This window comes from Balneola sp. (assembly GCA_002694685.1).
In the GTDB taxonomy this organism is placed as follows: domain Bacteria; phylum Bacteroidota; class Rhodothermia; order Balneolales; family Balneolaceae; genus Gracilimonas.
The window spans coordinates 374,864-399,702 of record NZMW01000004.1 but is presented as its reverse complement, the minus strand read 5'-3'; the positions used below and the strand labels follow the sequence as shown (position 1 = coordinate 399,702).

The window sequence follows — 24,839 nt, the reverse complement described above, 5'->3', positions numbered from 1 at the left end:
AACAATATGATCTATACAAGAACCATTCTCAAAGTAATAAAGCAGATCCTTTTTTGTGGGATTCTTTTTTTGATGCTCCCCACTCAAGCTCTTGCTCAGGAATTCGAATGTGTTGTCGAAATTAATACTGACCAGCTTGAAGGGTCTTCATTCGAATATCTCAAAAATTTAAAACCCACTCTCGAGAACTATATCAATGACTACCAGTGGACAGAAGAAGATTTTGAAGAGCTAGAGCGTATTAACTGCCAAATTCAAATTTTGATGACCAGCAGCACCTCTGACTTCACTTTTTCTGCTGAGGTAGTGTTTCAGGTTGAACGCCCGATCTTTAACTCCACGGCGCGCACCACAACTGTTTTGTTAAGTGATAATGCCTGGCAGTTCAATTATCCTGAGGGCAAGTCGTTAATTCATGACGAACTTCAATTTGAAGCCATTACGGGATTCATTGATTACTATTGCTACATGATGCTTGGCTACGACTTTGATACTTTTTCTGAGTTGGGAGGTGAAGAATACTTTGTTAAAGCTCAAAACATAGTAAACCTTGCTCAATCTACGGCGGTAGTCGGCTGGACTAGAAGTACCAATAACCGCAGAAATAAAAATACCTTGGTAACTGATTTAGTTTCCACAAACTACCAGCCGCTGAGAAGTGCTTATTATAGATATCACAGACTCGGTTTAGATCAATTTGTAGATCAACCCAAAAAAGCGCGACAAGAAATTTTAACTGCTTTGAAATCCATTCAAGAAGTTAAGCGAAGATCTACCAGCAACTATTTATTCGACATTTTCTTTGATACAAAATCCCGGGAAATTGCCGCCATATTCGATGAAGCTGAAACCGCTGTCAGGCTTGAAGCATATGATGTGCTACAACAAACCGATCAGGGTCATTTATCTGAATACGAAAGCTTACAGAATTAGTACTCAGCCGGCAAAATTCACTTAGTGTCCGTGACCATTTTTCCCGTTCGTATATCCATTTCCATTTGATAATTGTCCTTCACCAAACGAAGTCCGAGTCGTCTTTGTAGAACCTAAATCAAGGTCACCATTTGCATATACAAATTTTTGGCTTAGCTCCTCTTTTATATAAGGATGGTGTGGATCTGAATTGTTTATCACGGCATCTGATTGCCCAGCTACTTTTTTATTAATCTCTTCTATCGATGTTTTCAGGGTGTGAATTTGCCCCTGTAACTCTTCGGCTGTTGCTGCATTTTCCTGCGCGGCTCCCGAAGTACTTTCTGTCGTTGATGCTATTCGCTGAATGGTGCTCTTAAGATTATCTAAGTGTACAATTTGAGCGTCGCTGCTTTCAAGTACAGTCTCTATCCATTCTTTGAGCTCATTGATTTGACTAAATATTTGGCTGGAAACTTTTGTGCCTCCTTCGGCTTTATAAATATTTTCCTCAACCATTTTTTCAATCTCAGTAGCTGATGAGGCTGTCTTTTGAGCCAAAACACGAACCTCTTCAGTAACCACCGCAAATCCCTTCCCAGCTTCACCTGCACGTGCAGCTTCAACAGCAGCATTTAAAGCTAAAAGGTTTGTTTGTGAGGCAATACTGTCGATAATCTGAGTGATTTTGGAAATATCACTACTCGATTTTTTCAGGTCTTCCATAGATTCATTCATCTTCGCGGAATTAGAAGAAATTGCATCTACCTTATTCTTCACAATTCCGGTTTTATCATTTAAATCTACAATTCTCTTGTTCATTTCTTCGATCGATTCGTTGGAATCAACGACCGCCTGAGAATTATCAGAAGCATCGATTGCCAGCTGTTGTCCAGATTTAGAAATGGAGTCTGCTGCTTGACTGGTATACCGGGCAGAATCATTTAAGTCATCTAGAATATCAAATACCTCAGCATTGTTAATGTACTCATCTGTAAGGCTTATGATTATTCGAGCGATTGTCAAAGTTTCGGCAACTACAAATGCAGCATGTAGCGCTACGATATCCCAACCACAACCGTAATCAAAAACCATAATTGGAGTTCCTGCAACACTAAGCTCATACATTTGAGCCGCATTGAACAGCACATGATGTACAGCAATGGTTACCGCTGCCGTTAATACAGGCGCGATATCTTTGTATCTAAGTAAAAATGCGAGAGCCACAAAAATGTGAAAATGGAGTTCAATTTTACCCAAGTTCTGCTGGATGAATAAAACTGAAAAAGCCATGAGCGCAGCGCCAATTGTCATCCTACTCCAAACTGAGCCGGGATTAATACGAAAAGCTAAAAAGGCTACTCCAAAAATCACCCCGCCACCAACAATTCCCAATAGATAAGTACTGTATGGAATTGCTGTAATAGTAGCTGCAATTACCCAGTGGAGAGCCAACAATTTGATCATAAATCGGTCAGTATCGATAAACGAATTGCTCAGCCCTCTCAGCACACCATTTGATAGTCGGCTATCGTATGCTGGAAATAATCGTAATAATAATCCACTCCCTGATTTGTTCATTTTCACTTTATTGATCTATTTGAAATGATTTCTGTTAAAATTTGCTGAAGTTTTTCCGTGCTTACATCATTGGATATCACTTTATGAATACTCCAATTTTTGTTTAGTTCAGTAAGCACGTAAAAATGATCGGTATGGTTTATTTCTCCGTCCTTTGCCAAATTATCTTTTACCTGAATCCCAAAATCTCTCTTAAGCTGATTGAGTTCTTGCTTATTGAGATTTACGCCTACGATATCTGGTGAGAAAAATTGACTGTATTGATGAGCTCGATTTAGTTGTGATGCAGCATTTACATCCAAGAAATAACCCCCAAGCTTTACTTCTGGATCATCTTCTTTGATAGAGTAAATCACATCCGCTAGTTTTGATACCGAGGTAGGACATATAAAAGCACATTCAGCATATCCAAAAAAAACAACCTCTACCGTATTTTGTGAATCTGAAAGGAACCCATCTGAAGTCACTACACTGCCTTCAAGCGGGGTTGCTTGCTCAGAATGTGAGAATGCCAAAAAGATACTAACAGGTAATATCCAGACGCACAGAAGCAGTAAAATTGATCCCAATTTTTTCATCGGTCCTTTGCTGACATTAAATACTTTACCACCAGCTTATCGGTCTTTGAAAAATAATCTTAACTTAAAATGTGGAATGGTTCGTCAGATATCTTTTTTATAAGAATGACAATTGGATTTAATTCTTAAGATTCAGAAAAAGAGTATTTGAATCCGTACATTTACTAATCCAATTTTGTATATTAGGCGCCCAAAAAAGCGGTTCCATAACTTAATTTTAGAAGACTAAAAATTTAGCGAATGAAATTTTACGTATGTATTAAAATGGTGCCAGATGTTAACGCACCTTTGCAAATTAAAGACGGGCAATTAATTCAAGATGCTGACCGAATGATCCTTAATGCTTACGACGCCTCCGCTGTTGAGGAAGCATTGGTTCTTAAGGAAGCTCACGGTGGCGAGGTTGAAGTTGTTTGTATCGGCTCAGCTAAAGCGTCAGAAACCATTCGTAAGGCCTTGGCTATGGGAGCTGATAAAGCAACGCACATTCAAACATCAGGTGATGAAAGGTATGATTCAGGAACCTATGCTAGAATCCTGGGCAAATTTTTCGAAGATAAAGAGTACGATGTAATCTCACTTGGAAAACAATCGCAGGATACTGATTCAGGATTAACTGGAAGTATGGTTGCTGAATTACTCGACCTCCCCTACACAACAAATGCGGTTGGCTTGAAAGCTGAAGATGGAAAACTGATTGTTAAACGTCAGGGTGATTCCGGACAGGAAATGATCGAGCTCCCAACACCTTGTGCAGTTACATGCTCAAATGATATGAACGAACCGCGTATTCCAAATTTAAAAGGAATTATGGCTTCCAAACGGAAACCTGTTGAACAGATTGAACTTTCTTCTATGGGTTTAGATGAAGATGCATTATCCCCTAATACCAATGTTTTGGGGTATGAGGAAAAGCCAGAACGACAAGCAGGTGAAAAGTTTGAGGGTGAACCGGATGAAATAGCCCGTGAAGTAGCACAACTTCTTGACACCAAGTCTAACGTACTTTAGAAATTAGAAATGATAGATTAGAGGTTTGAATACAAAAACTCTGATCCATAAGTCAAAATTTACGATTCAAAGGAACTATTCATGAGCACTATTTTAACTCACATCGCAATTTCAGACGGCAAAATAAAACGATCGTCTTTAGAAGTTTTATCTCATTGCAAAGCTTTAGCCGAATCAGGTGGTCATTCTGTGGAAGCTGTTATTATTGACGAAAAAGCATCTTCTTATGTTGAAGGCGTTCAGAAATATGGGGCTTCTAAAATCTATGTCGTTGAAGATCCTATTTTCAAAAACCACATGAACACACCATTGCTGAAAGCTTTTGCTAATGTAATGGAGGCAGCAAATCCTTTTGTTGTAGCATTTGCTTCTACGGAAGGCACAAAAGATATATTAGGTGCCTTGGCCGCAAATCAGAATGCAGCAGTTTTGCCGGATGTATCTGAATTTGAACTTACAGACGACGGAATTAAAGCTAAACGGCCGGTAATGGCAGCTAAAATAATAGCCCAGAATGAAGCTAAAGGCGATAGAGTATTAGTCTCCGTCCGTTCCGGTTCTTATGAACTAGCTGAGAATCCTACAGAAGCTGAAGTCGTGAACATCGACTTCAACATGGATGAGTCTGAACTCAAATCTACCCTTAAAGAAATCATTTCTGCCTCTGGTGACACTATTGACCTTAATGAAGCAGAATCTATTGTAGCAGCCGGACGTGGAGTTAAAGATGAAGAAGGCCAAAACCTGATTTCAGAATTAGCATCCACTCTAAATGCCGGAATTGGAGCTTCTCGAGCACTAACAGAAGCAGGTGTTTACGACCCAAGTTTGCAAATTGGCCAAACAGGTAAAGTCGTATCTCCTCAACTATATATCGCAGTTGGAATCTCTGGTGCAATACAGCATGTGGCCGGTATGGCAAATTCCAAAGTGATTGTAGCCATCAACAAGGATCCGGACGCCCCTATTTTCGAAATCGCTGATTATGGAATTGTTGGAGACTTATACAAAATACTCCCTCCTTTCATCGAAGAAATCAAAAAAATCAAAAACTAATGTTTAATGTTAATTGCTGAATGTTAAATGGGCTATACCTCATTTAACATTTAAAATTCAACATTTAAAATTTTACTCATGGACGAAAAGTTTGATTGTATAGTAATTGGCGGAGGCGTTGCCGGACTAGCTGCTGCAATGACGCTCGCTCGGAATAACATGAAATTCCTTCTGATTGAGCGCGGTGAATTTGCCGGTTCTAAAAATGTCTCAGGTGGAGTGTTATGGGGAAGTGACCTTGCTAAACTCGTTCCAAATTATTGGGAAGATGAGAATGGCGGCTGGGAGCGATTTATAAATCACCGCCGGCTTACCTTTATGGACGAGCAATCGACTTTTTCTTTGGATTTTAAATCCTCGCATTTTGATGAGTCTCCTTATTCCGGAGTTGTAGTATTACGCTCAAAATTTGATAACTGGCTTTCCGGTAAAGTTCAGGAAGCAATTGATGCTTCTGATTATGCTATGGATTCCTTCATCGCAACCAATATAAAGGTTGACGAAGTACTGATGCAAAACGACAAAGCTGTTGGCATCAAAACCGGAGAAGATGAGTTCCATGCAGACTCAGTAATTATAGCTGAAGGCGTAAATAATCTCTTAACCCGGCAAGTTGGCCTTCAGGATAAATACGTTCCGGCCGATCATATGCTAACCGGAATCAAAGAAATTATTCGGTTTGATCAGGAAGTGCTGGAACAAAAATTTCAGCTCAACGGACTCAGCGGAATGAGCAATGAATTTGTGGGCTGGGCTACCGATGGCGTTGAAGGCGGCGGGTTTTTATATACCAATCGTGATACCATTTCTCTTGGCCTTGTACTTGGCATTAAAGACATGCGCGACAAGCAGAAAAGTCCGCATGATATTTTGAATCATTTCAAAACGCACCCTACTATCGCTGATATCATTAAGGATGGGGAAATTGTTGAGTACTCAGCTCATGTAGTTTCTTCTGGTGATAAGCGTGCAATGCCAAAAGAACTTTATAAAGATGGAATTCTGCTGGCCGGTGAATCTGCCAATTTATTGATGAACGCAGGTAAAGCCATTCAAGGCATGGATTATGCTATGCGCTCAGGCATTTTGGCTGCTGAAACTATTGTGAAAGCTAAAGAGAAAGGTGACTTCACTTCTTCTACTTTAAAAGAGTACCGAAAAGTGATGGATGAAAGCTATGTAATGAAAGATATCAATGGCTTTCAGGATGCTGTTCATCTGCTACACACAGAAACCATGCAGCAAAAAGTACCGAATTTGGTTTGTGATTTTGGGCGTCAATTCTTCACCATCAAAAATGAGCCGACTCCGAAATCAAGAGATATGATTAAAGGTGCTATCAAAAGACATTCATCTATTTGGGAATTAGCGAAACTCGGATTTAAAGCAGGAAAATCGTTATGAAAAACTTAAAATTAAGCGAACGACTTGGATTAGTTAGCTATCGAAATCAGGCCAAATCTGAGATTAAAGCACATATTATTGTCGACACGGATATTTGCAACTCAACCTGTCCCCATAAATGTACAACCTACGTTTGTCCGGCAAACTGCTACACTATGGATGATAACGGCAAGGTTCACTTTCAGGTTGAAGACTGCATCGAATGTGGTACGTGCATGTATGCTTGTGATCAGGGAGCTGTAGATTGGAATTATCCGGATCCTGAGATTGGACGTGGCGTGACCTGGAACTTTGGGTAATTTTCAGAATCCCAATTCCTGAAGCGTTTTATCTTTAGTCGCTAAGCCATATTCATAATGAAGTGCAGTAGCTACAATTAGTCGGTCAGCGGGATCATCCGGAAAATTGTCCGGTAATTTTTTTTGAGCCAATATCACTTCTTTTTGAATTGGAATTACCTTACACACTTCAGGTTTTGTAGCCAGCTCAATCCACGTTTCTAAGTTAGGCTGAAGCTGAATGGCTCCTTTTCTTTCGAGCAATTCCACCTCCCAAATAGACGCAGCTGATATCGCTATTTCTTTTGCAGCTGCGGCCTCATCAAGTGTTTGCCTTTCATCATCTGTGAGAGCTCCCTCATCAAGCAGCCACCACAACCAAATATGGGTATCAAGTACAATCATTTCTATGCCGATTTGCGATGGAATTTAGAAATCTGAAAATCCTGATTTATCAGGAGAAAGATCTGCTGTTGATCCTTTACCCTTCAGATCTTTCCAGGGAGTGCCTGCCGTTTTCGCTTTCAATTCGAGTTCGTTCTTAAGGCTGCGTATAATTAAATCCTTAAGGCTTATACCCTCTTCAACGGCTTTAATTTTAGCTTTTTTCATTATTTCGTCGGGAATATCTACGGAAGTTCTCATACGAGAATACTATCATATTTATGTTTGTATGTCAACGCCTGTAACAACTGCTTTCTTTTTTGAGTAGATGAACAGAATGACTATCCTTGATAAAATCTGAAAGAATTCAGCTATGAAAAAACTCCCCTTTTTTATCACCATTTCCCTGATTTTATTACTCTCCTTCTATCCTTCTTTTTCGGAGGCAAAGGAATATGAAATTCCTACCATAAAAGTTGAAGTCACGGTCAATCCTGACGGTACAATCAGAATCACCGAGCATCTCACTTATGTTTTTGATGGGAGTTATTCGTGGGCAAATTACGAACTTGCTAAAACTGCATCCTCTTTTATCAGAGATATAAGAGTATCCGAGAGTAATAACGACTTCATCAACTTGAACACAGAAGAGGAAGGCTCCTTTCTGGTTGAGGAATCCGATAACTCTTACAACATTAAATGGTTTTATAGCGCTGAAGATGAAGAACGTACTTTCTCAGTTTCCTATACACTTGAGGGAGCCATTACCATTGGACCCGAATGGAGTGAATTTTTCTGGAATTATGCGTCAGATAATCGAAATAAATCTACAGATAACTATTCCATTGTCATTCAGCTTCCCGAGACTGTAGAAAAATCTGACTTACACTCTTGGGTTCGTGAGCCTGCCTGGGCAATGGAGTCTTTTACTTTAGATAATGGATTTCGGTTTAGCGGTACAGAAATCAGCAAAAACCAAGCAGTCATCATTCGAACCGTCTTCCCCACTTCAGTTTTTAATGAAAATGCAATCAGCATTAGTGACCCTGATTTTTCTTTAGCATGGGCCAAAAATGACGAAGAAAGCTACCGCCAAGAACAAATACTGGCACAGGCTGAGGAAGAACGGCTAATAAATCTGGGTGTTAAAGTAATTGTCATACTAGTGGGATTGAGCATTATTTGTTTTATCTATTTCTATCGTAAATATGGATCAAGACACAGAATAAATCTCTCCCGAAATGAAAGCCTGATGATACCGGGAAATCAAAAACCGGCTGCCATAGGTTGGTTACTTATGCATAGAAATGTAACCGGTGGCCATGTAACAGCTACTTTACTCGATTTAGCACGAAGAGGTTATCTCCAATTAAAAGAAGAAGAGCCTGAGGAGGGATTATTTTCATCCAAAGAATCTGAATTCAGCATTCATTTAGCTGATAAAGAAATTGAACCCAATATGGTTAATTGGGAATCAGACTTCCTGAATTTTCTTAAAGGACGAATTGAGAGTGAAGGTCATAACATCAAGGATATTTTTAAATACAGTGATTCCAAAGTATCCAAGTGGTTTCGGGAATGGCAATCCATGGTTAATCAATTTGGAAAAGACCGAGGCTGGATCGACGACACAAGCTATTTGGGAATGTATTGGAACCTAGGGCTTCAGTCTGTACTTATGCTTTGTGGAGCAGTTGGGATTTTTCTTATTCATCCGGTTGTAGGCCTATCCATTATCTGGTGCTTAATAGCTTGTCTTTTATCTCTGGTCATTGTTCGAAGAACTCCTAAAGGAGAAGAACTTTATCAAACCTGGAAGAATTATCACAAAGCTTTAAAAAATGCCAAAGATTACTCAATACCTGACAACCACCTTGGTTTACACTTTATTTACGGGATAGCCTTTGGTCTGGGTAAATCAAATATCGAACAGATGTTTGAACAGAATCAGGCAGCAGCATCTTTAATAACCTGGATGGTTATTCTTCCCGGAAGTAACAATTCCCCAACTACTATTGCTTCTTCGTTCAGTAACCTTGCTGCTACAGGAACAATTTCGGCCGGAGGTGGGGCTACAGGAGGCGGAGCCGTTGCAGGAACTGCGGGTGGTGGCGCCTCTGCAGGAGCTGGTTAAATTACTGTTTATAATGATCCTAAATTTGTTTAAATAATAAAATCTAAAATACGAAACATTATCAGCTTAGGCTTGTTTCAATTAGTGAACTCGAACAAACAGATTTTATTTAATGCAGTATTTAATAAGGAAGTTTAGATTTTTATCAATATTAACCATTCTGGTCACCTCATTTGCATTTACAGCGTGTAGCTCCAACAGTGGATCTGGTACCGGTACAATGCAAGTTTCCCTCACCGATGCTCCGGCAGCATATGATGAGGTAAACATTGAAATTACTCAGGTATTAGTTAATAAAGACGAAGACGCTGAAGAACCTGATGAGGACGGGGAAGGCAATGAAGACGGTGACGATGATAAGAACGGCTGGTATTCTATAATGGATAATTCCATGACCGTTAATCTTTTAGATTATCAAAACGGTGCTACGCTTGACCTCGGCCAGACTGAACTTGAAGCCGGCAGATATAACCAAATTCGCCTCATGCTTGGCGACGATAACACAGTAGTTATTGATGGCGAAACATACGCCCTTGTAACTCCGAGCGCAAAACAATCCGGTTATAAACTGAATGTGCAGGCAGATGTTGAAGAAGGTCAGGTATACGATCTTGTTATCGACTTTGATGCTTCTCAATCTATCACAGTTACCGGAAATGACCGATATATTTTACGACCGGTTCTCAGAACGGTAGATTTAGAAGAACAAGCAAGCATCTCTGGTACCGTTCTTCCATTAGAAGCTGAACCATGGGTCTACGCTATAGTAGGTGAAGACACCGTTGGTACACAGCCAAATGAAGAAAATGGCAACTTTAGCCTGGTTGGTCTTGATGACAACACATATGATGTTTTATTCGCCCCAACTAACGATGCTTATGCTGATTCATTAGTTGAAGGCATTGAACTAGAAGATGGTGAACAGTTCGAATTCGAATCAACAATTGAACTGGAAAATACAAGTCTGATTAAATAAAGACTTTAGATATTAAATCTTGAAGCCTGCTTCTTTTGAAGCAGGCTTTTTTTATGGCATAATAAAAACTACCTTTTCGCCGCGCTTCACACTGATTTGTCACTCTAGAACTCATGAACACCACAGAATTTTACGAAAGCTTAAACATTGTTCCTTCTTTCAGAGAAGTCTCAAATCACACTCATTATACCCCACTTCCCGATGACTGGTATCTAGCTTTAGCCGATATTCGCAACTCAACAGACGCCATTCGAATGGGTAAATATAAGGAAGTAAATATGGCTGGGGCTTCCATCATAGCAGCTCTCAATAATTTCTATGGGAAAGAAAATTTACTGCCTTATTTGTTTGGGGGTGACGGCTCATTCATCGCACTTCCCAATAAAGATATCGACGATATTAAAGGAATACTCGCATTCTGTAAGAAAGCCGTAAAAGATGCTTATGATTTAGAAATGGCCATTGGATTAGTATCTATAAAAGAACTGCGAGAAAGAGGTCATGAAATTAGCGTAGCACGATTACAATTATCCGAATTTATCGACCAAACCATATTTTGGGGAAGTGGAGTTACTTTTGCTGAAACCCTTATTAAGGAGGAAGACAGACTTAAGGATGTTACACCGATAGAAGCCGATTTTTCCGGACTAGAATGTAGGTGGAGTCAGGTTCCCAGCAACAAAGATGAAGTAGCAGCATATATAATTCAGGCTTTTGGTGAGAACGAAAATGAGACCGTTGATATTTATGAAGCATGCTTTAAAAAGATAGAAGAAATCTACGGTACTGAAGATGATTTCCACCCCATCAGGGAAAGTGAGTTGCAGATGACCACGAACCCAATATCACTTGGGGTTGAATGGAAATTAAGAACACAGCCTCCTACCCTTATAAAAAAGCTGAAACACATTGGCATGATGATTTTTCAGCTAGTTACAGGTCTTTACCTGATGAAATTTAAAAAGAAAACATCTGCCACAGATTGGGGAGATTATAAACCGGATTTGGTACGCCATGCAGACTACAAGAAATTTGGAGATGGACTCCGATTTGTAGCTTCAGGAACCATTAAGCAACGCTTGGAACTAACCAAGTTTCTGGACAATCTTTTTCAGAACAAGAAATTAGCTTATGGGATACATTCATCATTCGCAGCAATGGTTACCTGCTATGTTAAAAGCTATCAGAAGGACCATATCCACTTTGTGGATGGAACCGATGGCGGTTATGCAAAGGCTTCTCAAGAGCTAAAAAACCGGAGAGCGGAACTCAATAAGTAATTAGCCTGCGTTATTGAACAGGTGTTCCCAATTTCTCTCTTACTGCAGGTGCAACTTCTTTGGCAAAGAGTTCAATAGAGCGTAAAAGCTTTTCATGAGGAACACTTCCAACACTCATCTGGAGCAGGAACCGATCATGACCGAATATCTCGTGCTGATAAATGATCTTATCGATAATGTCCTGTGGGCTTCCAACCACGTTCGCTCCTTTCAAAGTAATTGAAGCATCAAACTGCTGCCTGCTCATTGGCGGCCACCCTCTTTCCTTACCAATTTTATCCATCGTAGTCTTAAATGCCGGAAATGCAATATCAGCTGCTTTCTGAGTTGTTTCTGCTATAAAACCATGCGAGTTAATACTCAATGCAGGTTTGGGTTGATTGTGTTCTTGAGCAGCCCTGCGATGTAAATCTGCCATTTGCTTAAACTGCGCCGGTTGACCGCCAATAATTGCTATCGCCATTGGCATTCCCATTGCTCCTGCTTCATAGGCTGATTTAGGGGTTCCTCCAACCGCTCTCCATACCGGTATTTTCTGCTGATACGGTCTTGGGTAAACTCCTCTGTCATCAATGGAAGGACGGTATTTTCCTTGCCAGCTGATATTTTCTTGTTCCCGAATTTCCATTAACAGCTGAAGCTTTTCTGAGAAAAGCTCACTATAGTTTTGCAGGTCATAACCAAAGAGTGGGAATGACTCGATAAAAGATCCACGACCCACCATAATTTCAGCCCGCCCCTTCGAAAGTAAATCAAGGGTAGAATATTGCTGATAAACCCGCACCGGATCTTCCGAACCCAGCACCGTTACAGCACTGCTTAATCGAATGTTTTTGGTGCGCGTTGCAGCTGCAGCCAATAATGTGGACGGCGAAGACGAGACATACTCTTCTCTATGGTGTTCACCTATAGCAAAAACATCCAGACCTAGTTCATCGGCGAGTTCAATTTCTTCCATAAGGTTCTGAAGCCGCTCAGCAGGGTGAAGAGTCTCTCCTGTTTCAGCGTTCGGAGTGTTTTCAACAAAGGTATAAATTCCAAATTCCATCGTGACCTGATTATCTACTTTGAATTAGTTCAATGTTAAACTAATGATATTTAAGCTAAAAAGAATCTCATCTGTATTGATTTCATTGATCAACTTGATTTAACATATTAAGGGTATGGTTACCGTCAAAACAAAACGTGTATATGAAGAAGCCAGTTCAGAGGATGGATATCGCATTCTCACTGAACGACTCTGGCCCCGGGGAGTTTCCAAAGAACGGGCAAAACTGGATCAGTGGATGAAAGGGGTTGCTCCCAGCCATGATTTAAGGAAATGGTTTAATCATGATCCTGACAAATGGGATGAATTCAAAGATCGATATCGTAAAGAACTATATGGGTCTGAAGACATTCAAAAACTAATCAAGCTGGCAGAACAAAAAGAAACCATCACCTTTATATATGCCTCAAAAGATGAAGAGTATAACAGTACTGTTGTTCTTAAGGAGTTTATAGAACAGCTTCTCTCCTAATAGAAGGTATGTCCTTGGGATGCTTGGGGTGATGTTCTTGCTCTACGATTGTCCCCAACTTGAGCCAAAAGAAGAGAACTGCGATTACAGGGAAAATAGCGACTATAGCCAATATTTTATAAACCCATGCTCCAAACAAAGTAACCGGCAAAATACTGGTTGGCAATACAAGGCTGCCTATTAGCATCGCTATTGAAATCAAAACCGCATAAAAATATATTCTCTTCATGGATACCATTTGGTACAGAAACCAAATTATTCCGGTAGATAAAGCCCCAAGTAAGGTAGTGTGCAGATATAGAATTCGAACCCCATGGTCAGCTAACCACATCCCCATTGGGGTTACAGATGCCGTTATTTGCATCAAAGATTTCAATACAAGAAAAATGATAGGCCATATCCATAAGGAAATATGATTCCGGTGGGTGCGAATTATAGAATAAGCAAACAGTAGAACTCCTTCAGCGATTAAAATCCCGCCTGTTCGTGCAGCAACGGATAAATCAAAATTGATGAGTCCTTCTGAAAATCCATAGGGGAAGGTAAACGGTGCCCCTACCGCTATTAATGCAACAAGAGCCGTTGGTGAAACCACAAAATCGTCCTCTTTCATGGCTAATGCTTTGCTAATGAAACCCATTAACACCAAAATCACCCAGCCTTCTACAAAATTGGCTAAAAAGAAATGTGTTAACGCCTTTGGCAATAGTGGCCCGCCGATTTCAAAGATTTGCGTTCCGCCAACCGACCAAGCTCCTAAAGAACATATGAATAACATTACCAGTGCTGCTTCATAAAAGATGTTAGCCTGAAAATTTTTCTTTTTGAATTTAGTGATCACATACCCTGCCATAAATCCATACCAGCCCAACATCACCATTCCGGAAAAAATAACGGCCAGAGGCAAAGAAGTTGAGCTTATGGAAACTGACTGATACCCAAACAAGAGAAATACCGGAAAAGAGAGTATCCCAAAAATCAATATCCACCAAAGTGAATTCTTCATCAGGCGTGCTCCAAGCGCTGCATGGTAGCCGGATATAATGTCTAGTTTGATAAAGTATAAAGGAAGTAAAGAAGCCCATCCAAAAAACATAAGATGAGAATGAGCATGGCGAATATTTTCTAAATTCAGAAACTCAGGCAGCGGGAACACAAAACCCATTCTGAAAACAAAACCTGTCAAACCGGCCAGTACGAAACTAAACAAGGCCCATTGCCAGATTCCCGAATTTTTAGCTAAAGTTGTCATCAGATACTCTATTCATTTTAAATCACCCTAAAACAATACTGCTATTTCATTAAGGTTGAATGAAGATTGGTGTTTATGGAGCATTTATACTGTTTGGGAAAACAATTTTTTCTCAGGTTTACTTTGATGAAGCTTACGGTCAAAAGCCATGCAAACATTCCGAACAAAGGGAATTCCTTCTTCCGTTAAGGTGATTCTTCTACCCATAATTTCTACCAGACCATCTTCTTCAAGCTCCTGCAGGTTTTCCCTGATTTCCTCAAATAGATACTGATCTCCCAAATACTCTGTTTGAAAACGGCACATCATGTTCATAATATTCTCACGCTGAAGCAGGTCCTCATCCGAAAGTAAATGACCTCGAAAAATGGGAAGCTCCCCTTCTTCAACTCTGGACTGGTAATCTTTGAGCTTCTTTTCGTTTTGCGCAAAACTATACCAGCTATCACTTATGGCCGACATGCCCAACCCAATTAGTACTTTTGTTGAGCCTGCGGTATACCCCATAAAGTTTCGATTCAGATCCTTGATGGTCATGGCTTCAAATAAAGAATCCGAAGGCAGCGCAAAGTGATCCATCCCGATTTCACGGTAGTCATGATCAAAAAACATTTGTTTACCGAGCTCATAAAGCGCTCTTTTTTCATCCGCTTTTGGAAGGTCATTATCATTAAACCCCCGTTGCCCGTTTCCTTTTATCCAAGGCACGTGGGCGTAACTATAAAAGGCTATCCGGTCGGGACGAAGCTCGTTCGTTTTCTCTATCGTATGCTTTACGCTATCCAGACTTTGATGGGGTAACCCAAAAACTAAATCATGGTTAATTGAGGTGTACCCGATTTCCCGGGACCATTCTTGTACCCTCTTTACATTTTCAAAGGGTTGAATGCGATTGATGGCAAATTGAACCTCTGGGTTATAATCCTGCACTCCATAAGACACTCTCCTAAAGCCCAGATTATATAAAGTCTGCAAATGCTCTTTAGTGGTATTATTTGGATGTCCCTCAAAACTGAATTCATAATCATCACAAAGTTCAGCTTGATCCAGAATTCCACTTATCAGTCGCTCCAGGTTTGATGCACTAAAGAAAGTAGGTGTGCCCCCGCCAAGATGTATTTGACGGATTTGTGGGGTGAGCGGAAGAACATCAAGATACAGCTGCCACTCTTTTAGGATAGTCTTTATATAAGGATCCTCAACATCGTGCCTTTTTGTAATCTGTTTGTGGCATCCGCAAAACGTACACATGCTTTCACAAAACGGAAGGTGAATGTAAAGACTGATTCCCTCTGCATAGCTATCCAGGAATGACCTATTTAATGTAGACTTCCAATCCTTAGCCCTTATTCCGTATTCATCCCAATAGGGAACTGTTGGATAACTGGTATAGCGCGGACCCGGTACGTTGTATTTTCTGATTAACTGGGTATTCATCATTTCTCATAGTTTTTTCGAAAATGATGATACCGGTTGTTTATTAAGATTTCGTGAAATGACCTTTCAAATTTTAAAAAACATAAAAACCTCCTCAGATCTTCCATATTGAGGGTTTTTCATTTCGGACTTACTCTTTAAATCCTTACCATTGGCTCGGCTTTAGCATTTTTATATAAGCGTTGCTGCATTTTTTGTTTACTAATTGAAGGATTAAGTACTACACATTCCCTTCCTTGCGCATGCTCTAAGTCTATTACTTCATAAAAATCTCTTCGAATATTTTAACCACTTCTGATACATGAAGGAATTCTTTGCAAACTTTTTTGACAAATATGGACTGTCGTTCATCATGGTGGCCAGCTACTTTGGTAGTGGTTCCATTTTTATAGCGAGTCAGGCCGGCGTGGAATATGGCTACGTCTTAATATGGGCCGTAATCGGAGCTGTGCTTCTTGGCTTTATGGCGCAAGATATGAGTGCACGGCTCGGCATTTATGGAGACACCCTGATGACCTTCATCCGAAAAAAAATCGGTAAAAACGGAGCTTTAACACTTGCCTTATTCCTTTCCGTGGGTTGTATTGCCTGGACTCTCGCCCTCACTGCAGCAGTTGGAATGAGTTTTGAAGTACTCACGGGCGGAGCTGTGAGCTGGCAACCATTGGCCGTTGTAACGGGTATCCTAGCCATCATTGTTGGAGTTCTGCACTATGGTTATGTAGAAAAAGTAATGACTGGAATGATGTTTTTACTGCTGATACTTTATTTGGTAGTAGCCGGTGCAAGCGGACCTGAAATGACTGAAGTCGCAAAAGGCTTTATTCCATCCATACCAGATACCGGAGCTATGCTTTTGGGAGCTGCTATTTTAGGTACAACTGCTTTATGGCCTAATTTTTTCCTGGAATCTATTCTAGTTAAGCGCAAAGGTTGGAACAGCGACAAACACGTCAAGAACATGCGCACCGATCTCACCATGGGATACACCGTTGGAGGTTTGATTACGGTAGCGATTATCATTGTATCTGCAGCAGTATTACGTCCGGCTGGCTATACTGAACTTACTACTTTTGTGGCTCCGGGTGAAGCGCTCGAAATTGTACTGGGCCGCTGGGCAATGATTGTATTTTTGATTGGGGTTATCGCGGCCGCCTTCAATAGTATTGTCCCGATTATGTGGACGATTCCCTATATGATTCTGGAAGCTCGGGGCATCGATCATAAAGAAGGAACAAGCAAAAGCTTCAAGCTAATTTTTGCTGGAGGTATTTTGATTGGGATGTTTTCTCCACTCGTCGCCAACGTAACCGGTCTCAGTGTTGTGGAAATGATTACACTTTTTCCCGCTTATAATGGAGTATTTGGCCTCCCCATAACAGCCGCATTGTTATTCTGGGCTATGAACGATAAAAAACTGATGGGCGAAAATACGAACTCTTGGAAGCTGAATACCGCCAATTTCATGCTTGTACTGTTTTCTGGATACATTGCAATAAATTCTGTGCAAGGTGTCTTATCGGCTATCTTTGGCGGTATGTTTTCATAAATATATACAACGCTACCTGGAATAGATGAGCTTTTTTCTCAGCGTACTTTTATCAGCAGTGACCACAATGAGCGTGGAGATTATGATCCTTTTGCTCATCATTGCACTGGTGGGTGGAATTTGTATCACAACCATTGGCCCGGGAGGGATATTTGTGACCATTGCCCTATTTGCGATGCTCCCTCTTGATCCCAGCACAGTTGCAGGAACAGCCAGTGCTACATTCATTGCAACTGGAATAGTTGGTAGCCTTGGTTATCTCCGATCCGGAGAACTGAAAGGGAAAGTAGCGGGTAAAGCCGCCGGTATTTTAAGCCTCACTTCTGTTATTGGAGCTTTTGCCGGAGCTCAAATCAATACTCTATTAAATGCCTCTGCCTTTGCTGTGCTACTAGGGCTATTTGTTCTATTTACCGGGCTGCTCATCTTATATCGACAGAAAAAAAAACTTAAACCAGATAGTCGATTACAAATTGATTCTACAAAGGGATTACTGGGACTCGCTGGCGTTGGACTCGCAGTGGGATTGCCCGGAGGGTTATTGGGTGTTGGCGGACCCGTACTCGCCGTGCCGTTGATGGTCGTATTAGGCGTGCCGATGTTATTGTCGGTCGCCCTCGCTCAGGTTCAATCCATATTTATTTCTGGCTTTGCTACGGTAGGCTATATGATTCATGGAGCCGTTGACTGGTATCTCGCATTATTTCTGACCATTCCATTATTAATAGGAACCATATCCGGGTGGTACATCGCACAACGAATTAAAGCCAGTAAATTACAAGTATCACTGGCGCTGGTGCTTATAGCTTTAGGGATTTATTTGATGGCTGGAGGAGCAACGCCGGGAGGAAGTTGAACAAATCTGAGACAATCTGTTCTCTATCCCCAGATTTTCAGCATAAAGAAAACAATCACTCCGGTAACCGAGACATACAACCAGATGGGGAATGTCCAGCGTGATACTTTTTTATGGGTTTCAAATTTCCCGCTCAACGAAAAGTAGAAGCTTGAAAGAACCAGCGGGACTACAAAAACAGAAAGCACAATGTGACTTATTAATATGAAGAAGTAGATAGGACGAATAAATCCTTCTCCCATAAACTTGGTATCTCCCACAAAGTGATGATACACTACGTAGCTGACCAGAAATAATGAAGAGGTCACAAAAGCGGCAAGATTAAAACGCATATGTTTTTGGAAATCTCTGCGCTTTATTTCACGAAAAGCTAATAAAAGAAAGATCGTACTCAGAGAATTCAGCGCAGCATTTACAGCTGACAAATTCTTTATCCACGGAACAGGTGCCTCAGCTCCTTCTTTAAAATAGATCAGCCAAAAGAGGAGCAGAACAGCTATTACACTGAGTCCGGCGATTAAGCCAATGGCTTTCTTCGCACTAATTTGTTCTAGAATTCGAGATGACTCCGGCAGCGTAAATTTTTCAGACATGGTTAATTGCTTCTATATGTTTGCAAGACAAAGTTAAGACTTGCTAAACCAAAAGGTGAGTTTTTTCGATTCCTTTTTCGAGATATTAATTTGCCACAAAAGTTCTAAAAACCGTAAGAGATGGAACTTGTATGACATGGATTGTTCGGTTGGTCACGGATTGGAGAAAAAATGGGGCATGTCTCAAATGCATCCGTTTTGAACCCTGATTAGCAGGATTATAGGATAGCTATGATTTTTTGACTCTCGTTCCGACTGCTCCGCGTCGGAACGTAACAAGGAAGCTATATCATGTCAATACTAATTACCTAGCTCCAGCTCTAGTGCTGACGTTCAGGTTCATAGATTATAGATTAGACATCAGAAGCTGGAGCTTCACCGACTCCGTTGCGAAGATGGACCTTCGCAACGAGGTTAAATCGTTAACATCTAACAACAATGCCCTGCCAAGCTGTGACCAAGGCGTTCTCTTTCCCTTGGCGTGAGCGGCTTAATGCAAGCGAACGTTAGGGAAAGAGACAGAGATAGGGTCCTGTTGTCTGGGGCACGGTGCAGGACAGAATTCTATTCAAAAACCGGTCAATCGTATTTTACCTGTTCGTTCGTTGTTTTCAATGTATCCAGTGATTAACATATAGAATAAAGTTTCCTTTCTTACTTAAATACACTGGGTGATGAAATGCTGAAACAAACTACTCTTATTGTTCTGTTTATAATCCTTTTTCTGATTTCTTGCGGTACTTGGAATAATAGAATTCAGATTAATGGTGCGGTTTGGAGTGATGACAACTCGGGTATTGCATATATACTAAGTAGCTCAGAGTTTAAAGACCACTGGCCGACCGGAGGCACTTCTCGCAATCACTCTTTCAGTATTTATATGATGGATAGTGAACTTCAAACTAAATCGTTACTAGTGCCTGACATTCAAGGGCAAGCCGTCCAATTGTTTTATATGAAATCACAACAGTATCTCTTATTTGGAGGGCATGATGATAAATTTTCTTTGGCTGATAGTGAAACAGGTGAAATATTACAGACATTTAAGCCGACAGAAAAAGCCGTATGCCCTGATAAAGTGGGTGATTTTCAATCATTTTATGTACTACCCTCGCACAGTGGTGATAAATTAGCGATCGTTGAAACTACTCCAAGCTGTGAAGTCAAAATTAGCCTTCTGTTAAAGAATTCGAACAACTGGGCAGATGGCGCTAACTATAAAATCCAAGGCAACAATTTTGATGATCTGACCTGGGTGAATAATGATTCACTGCTTATAAGTAATTGCCTCGAAACCTGTAGTCAAGAGTATTATCTGGTAAGTATAGATTCAGGTGTTGAAAAAGTTGCCTCTGCGAACGATTTCTATGAACCCTGTACCTTTGTTAATACCAGCAGCAGTTTTGTTTCAAAAGATGGAACCGAGCTCTATTTAGATCCTGAAGAAAGGAATAAGATTTCTAAACGCTCGATTTTTGAGAATCCAGATTTATTTCTCTATGGTGAACTAAGTGAAGAGTATTATCAGCCGGGATGCAGTAGGTTTTAATCATTTATACTCATCCCGAAATCCTCCCTCTTAACAAGTGTATTTTCATTCTGGTTACGTTGCTCCAGCTTTCAGTGAAGCGATATGAGGGGACACCGACTCATTCCAGCCACGGGAAACTGGCGTTTGGGCTAATTGGGGTGTTATGAATTTAGTTTGAGGCAGAGCCTCTGAAGGGCATCACGGAGAAGAGCACCGTGACGAGAGTAAATGCATCCGTTTTGAACCCTGATTAGCAGGATTATAGGATAGCTATGATTTTTTGACTCTCGTTCCGATCGCTCCGCGTCGGAACGTATATATGGAGACTCTATCAGGTCAATACTAATTACGGAGCTCCATTGCGAGGATGGACCTTCGCAATGATGGTAAACGCATAAACCCAATAAGTGGGTGTTACCGATTACCTCAACTCGCACTGATTTGTTCGAAAACTCAACCTGATTCTGACAGCGTATATTATTCAGTTATGGTTTATTGCTTCTATATGTCTGCGAGGCAAAGTTAAAAGATGCTAACCGGAAGGTGAGTTTTTTCCATTCCTTTTTCGACATTTTTCCTAAATGTGTACTATCTTTTCAATCTCACATCACAAATGTGACTACGGAGTCTCGACCTGTCTATTTAGAATTATTTTAAATAGGAGTCTGTTCGTCCTTTTTGTTCAATTTAGAATGAAAAAATTGATAGATTTGCGCGACTTCTGAACGGGAGCAATCCTGCTCTATACGTAAACTCAAATCAGCAATCTTTATGGCGCAGATTTTCCCCAAGTGGACAAATCAAGTTCCCCGAAAAATTTTAATTGGATTAATCGTTGTATTGAACGCAGTTATTTTTGGCGTTTGGTATTTCTTCTCTCCTCAATATACTGACGTTGGATACGCTCCGGAACAACCTGTTCCCTACAGCCACAAACTGCACGTAGACCAATTAGGTCTTGACTGCCAGTATTGCCACACCAGTACTTTCGACTCTAAACAGGCAAACATCCCTGCTACTCAAACTTGTATGAATTGCCATAACCAGATTCAGACGGATAGCGACAAACTCGCTCCAATTCGTGAAAGTTGGGAGTCAGGAAAAGCGGTTGAGTGGGTAAGAGTACACAACCTACCTGATTACGCTTATTTCAATCACTCCGCACATACTAATGTGGGTGTAGGTTGTGAAAGTTGCCACGGAAGAATCGATAAAATGGAAGTTGTATACCAATCAGAGCCACTTAGCATGGGATGGTGTTTGGATTGCCACCGTGAGCCTGAAAAATATGTACGCCCCGTTGATGAAGTAACAACCATGGGATATCAAGTTGAAAACCAGCTCGAGATCGGGAAAGCGCTGGTAGATAAGAAGAATATTCATGCACCAACTTATTGCCAGGGTTGCCATTACTAATGAATGATTTAGAATCTACAGATCGACAGATGAGTGAAGAAGTAAAAGAAACGACGTATTGGAAGAGTTTAAATGAACTTGCCAATAATAAAGAATATCAAAAATACGCCGAGCGTGAGTTTACTGAAAACGCTACTGAACTAAGCGACGGTGTATCAAGGCGTGGATTTCTCCGCGTGATGGGTGCTTCTGTTGCACTGGCCGGGCTGGCAGCTTGCCGGCGTCCGGTTCAAAAGATTTTACCATACTCACGGCAGCCTGAAGATGTTGTTCCGGGCATACCTTTATATTATGCAACTGCAATGCCTGTTCAAGGTAACCTTGTTGGGTTGATTGCTGAAAACCACGAAGGCCGCCCGACCAAGCTTGAAGGTAATGACATGCACCCGGCCAGCCGTGGTGGAACCAGTATTTTTAATCAGGCAGCCATTCTTGGTCTTTACGATCCTGATCGATCTCGATCACCTCTATATAATGGTGGTAAATCAACTGTTGCTGATTTTGAAGCGTTCGCCAAATCTCATTTTGCAAATACCGGCCAACGCATAGCTTTTATTTCTGAAGCGAATTCCTCTCCTACTTACCAAACTATCAAGGAGCAGGCGCTCTCGAAATTCAACAACTCCACATGGGTTACTTATGAGCCATTTGGTGAAGACAATGTTGTAGAAGGAAACCGAATTGCTTTCGGCGGACGTTTGAGAACTCATTACAATTTTGAAAATGCGGATGTCATCGTTTCTCTAAATGATGACTTCATGAGTTCAACACACCCTAATAATGTTGAGTACGCTAAGCAGGTTTCTTCTCGCAGAAAAGTAACCGACACTGATGGTGAAATGAATCGCATCTACTCAGTAGAAGATTCTTTCTCCCTAACCGGTTCTTACGCTGATCACCGACTGAAACTTAAAGCAAGCCAAATGGAAGCATTTACTTATGCTCTGGCTGCTGCACTTTCAACCCGTATTAATGGATTGAGTGCTTTCAGTGGTTACACAAATGAATTTACTGATCACAAATGGATCACTGCTCTTGCTGATGACCTTGCCGCAAACGCCGGAAGATCAGCAATATCGGCTGGAGCTCAGCATAAGCCTGAAGTACACGCCGCTGTTGCAGCTATCAATCAGGCACTTGGTAATACAGGTAGCACGGTTCACTATTTAGATGTACCACACATTGATGAGCAAAGCAGTACCGAAGCTTTCGCTGATGTAGTCGCTGAAATGAAAGCGGGTAACATCGATACTGTTGTTATGGTTGGTGTTAATCCGGTTCATACCGCCCCTGCAGATCTTGACTTTGAAAATGCCCTATCCAACGTTGATACCATTGTTAATCTCTCTGATTATGTAGATGAGACTTCAATGAAATCATCATGGCACGTCAACCGTGCTCACTTCCTGGAAGCTTGGGGCGATGGGTATTCTTATGGCGGAGCACGTTCTGTGATTCAGCCACAAATCCGTCCTTTGCATGAAGGCTTAAGTGAAATTGAATTTTTAAATACAATTGTATCCGGATCTATGACTTCCGGCTATGATTTAGTTCGAAATACTTTCCAAGGATATTACAGTTCAGGTTTTGATAACCAATGGACAACTATTCTTCATGATGGAATTGACACAACAGGCAACTTCAACCAAGTTAATGTTCGGTTAACTTCCGGTTTTGCTTCTGCAATGAACAGAGCGAAGTCAAATGTGTCTTCTACTACCGGAATGGAAGTCGTTATTCGTCCTGATGCTACATTATATGACGGACGATATGCAAACTTAGGCTGGCTTCAGGAACTTCCTGACCCAATGACGAAAGTGACTTGGGATAATGTAGCTCTTATGAGTCCTGCCACAGCCAAAAGCTTAGGTATTGAAGAAGCCGGTGCCGGACAAGACGATTATGACGTTGTAGAAATTACAGTAAATGGACGATCTATCAGCATTGTAGCTTGGGTACAGCCCGGTCATGTTGATGATGCCATCACCCTAACAACCGGTTATGGACGAGAAGGAATTGGCCGAGTAGCCAGCTCATATATCGATTATACCGCCGGCGGTGTAGATGTATATCCATTGAGAGGAACAGACAATATGTTGTTTGCCTCTGCAAATGTATCTACTACAGGTGATACGTATGAAATTGCATGTGTTCAGGATCACCACAGCCTTGAAGGACGAGATATGTATCGTCAGGCTTCTATTTCTGAATACAAAGACAACCCAGATTTTGCTTCCTTTGCCTCAGTTCACACTTATGAAGTGCCTGGCATGAAAGAAGCTGAAGAAATGGGCGAAGATCAGCCTATTTCTCTGTTTGATGAGCAAACTTATCCAGACTACGAACCGCAATGGGGAATGGCTATTGACCTGAACTCATGCTTCGGTTGCGGTGTGTGTGTGATTGCTTGTCAGTCTGAAAACAATATCCCCGTTATTGGGAAAAAAGAAGTGAAACGTGGACGTGAAATGCACTGGATTCGCAATGATCGCTATTATGTAGGCGATGATGCTGAATCTCCACAAGCTGTTCACCAGCCAGTTCCTTGTATGCATTGTGAGTTGGCTCCTTGTGAGCAGGTTTGTCCTGTTGCGGCAACTACCCACAGTGAAGATGGCATGAACCAGATGACGTACAACCGCTGTATCGGAACTCGTTACTGTGCAAATAACTGTCCTTACAAAGTTCGTCGATTCAACTTCTTTAACTATCCTAAAGAGTATTTAACTACGGGCGACGATCCTGATATCATCCAAATGGCGATGAATCCGGAAGTAACTGTTCGTTTCCGTGGTGTGATGGAAAAATGTACGTATTGCGCTCAGCGCGTAAACCGTGCCAAAATTGAAGCCAAGAACGAAACAGGTTCACCAAAACCAGCAGATGGCGCAGTTAAAACAGCTTGTCAGCAAGCATGTCCTGCAGACGCTATCTACTTTGGTGATTTGACCGACGATAACAGCGAAGTTGCGAAAATGAAACGCAACGAGCGAAATTTCCAGATGCTCGAGGAGCTTAACACGCGTCCAAGAACATCATATATGGCGAAACTTACGAATCCAAACCCGGCTTTGGCTTAAGATATTAATCA

At 41.1% G+C, this 24,839-nt stretch carries 22 protein-coding genes; 14 read left to right on the top strand and 8 right to left on the bottom strand.

The window, feature by feature from the left end; all coding sequences use genetic code 11:
* Positions 1 to 6 precede the first annotated feature (6 nt).
* Positions 7 to 933: a DUF4835 domain-containing protein gene (locus tag CL667_07280; protein ID MAL17497.1), complete on the top strand. Its 927-nt coding sequence runs from the start codon at positions 7 to 9 to the stop codon at positions 931 to 933.
* Positions 934 to 954: 21 nt separating this feature from the next.
* On the opposite strand, the gene CL667_07275 is transcribed toward CL667_07280, so the two are convergent.
* Together CL667_07275 and CL667_07270 are read right to left on the bottom strand one after the other, a co-directional pair.
* Positions 955 to 2,493: a hypothetical protein gene (locus CL667_07275; GenBank protein ID MAL17496.1), complete on the bottom strand. Its 1,539-nt coding sequence runs from the start codon at positions 2,491 to 2,493 to the stop codon at positions 955 to 957.
* Positions 2,494 to 2,495: 2 nt separating this feature from the next.
* The gene (locus tag CL667_07270; GenBank protein ID MAL17495.1) at positions 2,496 to 3,071 is read right to left on the bottom strand and encodes a hypothetical protein; all 576 of its coding nucleotides are present in this window, start codon (positions 3,069 to 3,071) and stop codon (positions 2,496 to 2,498) included.
* 240 nt (positions 3,072 to 3,311) lie between these two features.
* On the opposite strand from CL667_07270, the gene CL667_07265 reads away from it, so the two are divergent.
* From CL667_07265 to CL667_07250, 4 genes are all read left to right on the top strand, one after another.
* Complete coding sequence (locus tag CL667_07265) at positions 3,312 to 4,082, top strand: electron transfer flavoprotein subunit alpha (GenBank protein MAL17494.1); 771 nt, start codon at positions 3,312 to 3,314, stop codon at positions 4,080 to 4,082.
* An 81-nt stretch (positions 4,083 to 4,163) separates the two neighbouring features.
* A complete protein-coding gene (locus CL667_07260; GenBank protein MAL17493.1) occupies positions 4,164 to 5,138 on the top strand; it encodes an electron transfer flavoprotein subunit alpha in 975 nt (324 codons plus the stop codon).
* A gap of 78 nt (positions 5,139 to 5,216) precedes the next feature.
* Positions 5,217 to 6,542, top strand: coding sequence for an electron transfer flavoprotein (locus CL667_07255; GenBank protein ID MAL17492.1), 1,326 nt, complete (start codon positions 5,217 to 5,219; stop codon positions 6,540 to 6,542).
* Complete coding sequence (locus CL667_07250; protein MAL17491.1) at positions 6,539 to 6,841, top strand: 4Fe-4S ferredoxin; 303 nt, start codon at positions 6,539 to 6,541, stop codon at positions 6,839 to 6,841. The genes CL667_07255 and CL667_07250 overlap by 4 nt, the downstream gene beginning before the upstream one ends.
* 3 nt (positions 6,842 to 6,844) lie before the next feature.
* On the opposite strand, the gene CL667_07245 is transcribed toward CL667_07250, so the two are convergent.
* Positions 6,845 to 7,225: a PIN domain nuclease gene (locus tag CL667_07245; protein MAL17490.1), complete on the bottom strand. Its 381-nt coding sequence runs from the start codon at positions 7,223 to 7,225 to the stop codon at positions 6,845 to 6,847.
* Positions 7,226 to 7,249: 24 nt separating this feature from the next.
* The gene (locus CL667_07240) at positions 7,250 to 7,465 is read right to left on the bottom strand and encodes a hypothetical protein (protein ID MAL17489.1); all 216 of its coding nucleotides are present in this window, start codon (positions 7,463 to 7,465) and stop codon (positions 7,250 to 7,252) included.
* 112 nt (positions 7,466 to 7,577) lie between these two features.
* Between CL667_07240 and CL667_07235 the strand changes: the two genes are divergently transcribed.
* From CL667_07235 to CL667_07225, 3 genes are all read left to right on the top strand, one after another.
* Complete coding sequence (locus CL667_07235) at positions 7,578 to 9,338, top strand: hypothetical protein (protein ID MAL17488.1); 1,761 nt, start codon at positions 7,578 to 7,580, stop codon at positions 9,336 to 9,338.
* A gap of 112 nt (positions 9,339 to 9,450) precedes the next feature.
* Positions 9,451 to 10,314, top strand: coding sequence for a hypothetical protein (locus tag CL667_07230; protein ID MAL17487.1), 864 nt, complete (start codon positions 9,451 to 9,453; stop codon positions 10,312 to 10,314).
* 113 nt (positions 10,315 to 10,427) lie between these two features.
* Positions 10,428 to 11,594, top strand: a complete 1,167-nt coding sequence (locus CL667_07225; protein ID MAL17486.1) for a hypothetical protein — start codon at positions 10,428 to 10,430, stop codon at positions 11,592 to 11,594.
* Positions 11,595 to 11,604: 10 nt separating this feature from the next.
* On the opposite strand, the gene CL667_07220 is transcribed toward CL667_07225, so the two are convergent.
* Positions 11,605 to 12,642, bottom strand: coding sequence for an LLM class flavin-dependent oxidoreductase (locus CL667_07220; protein MAL17485.1), 1,038 nt, complete (start codon positions 12,640 to 12,642; stop codon positions 11,605 to 11,607).
* Positions 12,643 to 12,757: 115 nt separating this feature from the next.
* Here CL667_07220 and CL667_07215 point away from each other — a divergent pair, with 115 nt between their 5' ends.
* Positions 12,758 to 13,114, top strand: a complete 357-nt coding sequence (locus tag CL667_07215) for a hypothetical protein (protein ID MAL17484.1) — start codon at positions 12,758 to 12,760, stop codon at positions 13,112 to 13,114.
* Here the strand turns inward: CL667_07215 and CL667_07210 are convergent.
* Positions 13,092 to 14,366 carry a hypothetical protein gene (locus tag CL667_07210; GenBank protein MAL17483.1) on the bottom strand — a complete coding sequence of 425 codons (1,275 nt, stop codon included), beginning with the start codon at positions 14,364 to 14,366 and terminating at the stop codon, positions 13,092 to 13,094. The genes CL667_07215 and CL667_07210 overlap by 23 nt on opposite strands.
* 84 nt (positions 14,367 to 14,450) lie before the next feature.
* Positions 14,451 to 15,806, bottom strand: coding sequence for an oxygen-independent coproporphyrinogen III oxidase (hemN, locus tag CL667_07205; GenBank protein ID MAL17482.1), 1,356 nt, complete (start codon positions 15,804 to 15,806; stop codon positions 14,451 to 14,453).
* Between the two features lie 298 nt (positions 15,807 to 16,104).
* Between hemN and CL667_07200 the strand changes: the two genes are divergently transcribed.
* Complete coding sequence (locus CL667_07200) at positions 16,105 to 17,352, top strand: iron transporter (GenBank protein MAL17481.1); 1,248 nt, start codon at positions 16,105 to 16,107, stop codon at positions 17,350 to 17,352.
* Positions 17,353 to 17,377: 25 nt separating this feature from the next.
* Positions 17,378 to 18,208, top strand: a complete 831-nt coding sequence (locus CL667_07195) for a permease (GenBank protein ID MAL17480.1) — start codon at positions 17,378 to 17,380, stop codon at positions 18,206 to 18,208.
* A gap of 23 nt (positions 18,209 to 18,231) precedes the next feature.
* Here CL667_07195 and CL667_07190 read toward each other — a convergent pair whose 3' ends face one another.
* Positions 18,232 to 18,801 carry a hypothetical protein gene (locus CL667_07190; protein ID MAL17479.1) on the bottom strand — a complete coding sequence of 190 codons (570 nt, stop codon included), beginning with the start codon at positions 18,799 to 18,801 and terminating at the stop codon, positions 18,232 to 18,234.
* A 679-nt stretch (positions 18,802 to 19,480) separates the two neighbouring features.
* On the opposite strand from CL667_07190, the gene CL667_07185 reads away from it, so the two are divergent.
* The 3 genes from CL667_07185 to CL667_07175 all read left to right on the top strand — a co-directional run bounded on the left by CL667_07185 (position 19,481) and on the right by CL667_07175 (position 24,828).
* Positions 19,481 to 20,350: a hypothetical protein gene (locus CL667_07185; GenBank protein ID MAL17478.1), complete on the top strand. Its 870-nt coding sequence runs from the start codon at positions 19,481 to 19,483 to the stop codon at positions 20,348 to 20,350.
* Positions 20,351 to 21,103: 753 nt separating this feature from the next.
* Positions 21,104 to 21,748 carry a cytochrome C gene (locus CL667_07180; protein MAL17477.1) on the top strand — a complete coding sequence of 215 codons (645 nt, stop codon included), beginning with the start codon at positions 21,104 to 21,106 and terminating at the stop codon, positions 21,746 to 21,748.
* Positions 21,748 to 24,828: a hypothetical protein gene (locus CL667_07175; GenBank protein MAL17476.1), complete on the top strand. Its 3,081-nt coding sequence runs from the start codon at positions 21,748 to 21,750 to the stop codon at positions 24,826 to 24,828. Before CL667_07180 ends, CL667_07175 begins: the two co-directional genes overlap by 1 nt.
* Positions 24,829 to 24,839 lie beyond the last annotated feature (11 nt).

What these genes read in the sequence shown, in the direction of transcription:
- CL667_07175 (MAL17476.1), top strand. Translation starts at nt 21,748, where the DNA reads ATGAATGATTTAGAATCTACAGATCGACAGATGAGTGAAGAAGTAAAA.
- CL667_07260 (MAL17493.1), top strand. Translation starts at nt 4,164, where the DNA reads ATGAGCACTATTTTAACTCACATCGCAATTTCAGACGGCAAAATAAAA.
- CL667_07225 (MAL17486.1), top strand. Translation starts at nt 10,428, where the DNA reads ATGAACACCACAGAATTTTACGAAAGCTTAAACATTGTTCCTTCTTTC.
- CL667_07215 (MAL17484.1), top strand. Translation starts at nt 12,758, where the DNA reads ATGGTTACCGTCAAAACAAAACGTGTATATGAAGAAGCCAGTTCAGAG.
- CL667_07180 (MAL17477.1), top strand. Translation starts at nt 21,104, where the DNA reads ATGGCGCAGATTTTCCCCAAGTGGACAAATCAAGTTCCCCGAAAAATT.
- CL667_07200 (MAL17481.1), top strand. Translation starts at nt 16,105, where the DNA reads ATGAAGGAATTCTTTGCAAACTTTTTTGACAAATATGGACTGTCGTTC.
- CL667_07255 (MAL17492.1), top strand. Translation starts at nt 5,217, where the DNA reads ATGGACGAAAAGTTTGATTGTATAGTAATTGGCGGAGGCGTTGCCGGA.
- CL667_07230 (MAL17487.1), top strand. Translation starts at nt 9,451, where the DNA reads ATGCAGTATTTAATAAGGAAGTTTAGATTTTTATCAATATTAACCATT.
- CL667_07220 (MAL17485.1), bottom strand. Translation starts at nt 12,642, where the DNA reads ATGGAATTTGGAATTTATACCTTTGTTGAAAACACTCCGAACGCTGAA.
- CL667_07240 (MAL17489.1), bottom strand. Translation starts at nt 7,465, where the DNA reads ATGAGAACTTCCGTAGATATTCCCGACGAAATAATGAAAAAAGCTAAA.
- CL667_07250 (MAL17491.1), top strand. Translation starts at nt 6,539, where the DNA reads ATGAAAAACTTAAAATTAAGCGAACGACTTGGATTAGTTAGCTATCGA.
- CL667_07245 (MAL17490.1), bottom strand. Translation starts at nt 7,225, where the DNA reads ATGATTGTACTTGATACCCATATTTGGTTGTGGTGGCTGCTTGATGAG.
- CL667_07270 (MAL17495.1), bottom strand. Translation starts at nt 3,071, where the DNA reads ATGAAAAAATTGGGATCAATTTTACTGCTTCTGTGCGTCTGGATATTA.
- CL667_07190 (MAL17479.1), bottom strand. Translation starts at nt 18,801, where the DNA reads ATGTCTGAAAAATTTACGCTGCCGGAGTCATCTCGAATTCTAGAACAA.
- CL667_07275 (MAL17496.1), bottom strand. Translation starts at nt 2,493, where the DNA reads ATGAACAAATCAGGGAGTGGATTATTATTACGATTATTTCCAGCATAC.
- CL667_07265 (MAL17494.1), top strand. Translation starts at nt 3,312, where the DNA reads ATGAAATTTTACGTATGTATTAAAATGGTGCCAGATGTTAACGCACCT.
- CL667_07185 (MAL17478.1), top strand. Translation starts at nt 19,481, where the DNA reads ATGCTGAAACAAACTACTCTTATTGTTCTGTTTATAATCCTTTTTCTG.
- hemN (MAL17482.1), bottom strand. Translation starts at nt 15,806, where the DNA reads ATGATGAATACCCAGTTAATCAGAAAATACAACGTACCGGGTCCGCGC.
- CL667_07280 (MAL17497.1), top strand. Translation starts at nt 7, where the DNA reads ATGATCTATACAAGAACCATTCTCAAAGTAATAAAGCAGATCCTTTTT.
- CL667_07195 (MAL17480.1), top strand. Translation starts at nt 17,378, where the DNA reads ATGAGCTTTTTTCTCAGCGTACTTTTATCAGCAGTGACCACAATGAGC.
- CL667_07235 (MAL17488.1), top strand. Translation starts at nt 7,578, where the DNA reads ATGAAAAAACTCCCCTTTTTTATCACCATTTCCCTGATTTTATTACTC.
- CL667_07210 (MAL17483.1), bottom strand. Translation starts at nt 14,366, where the DNA reads ATGACAACTTTAGCTAAAAATTCGGGAATCTGGCAATGGGCCTTGTTT.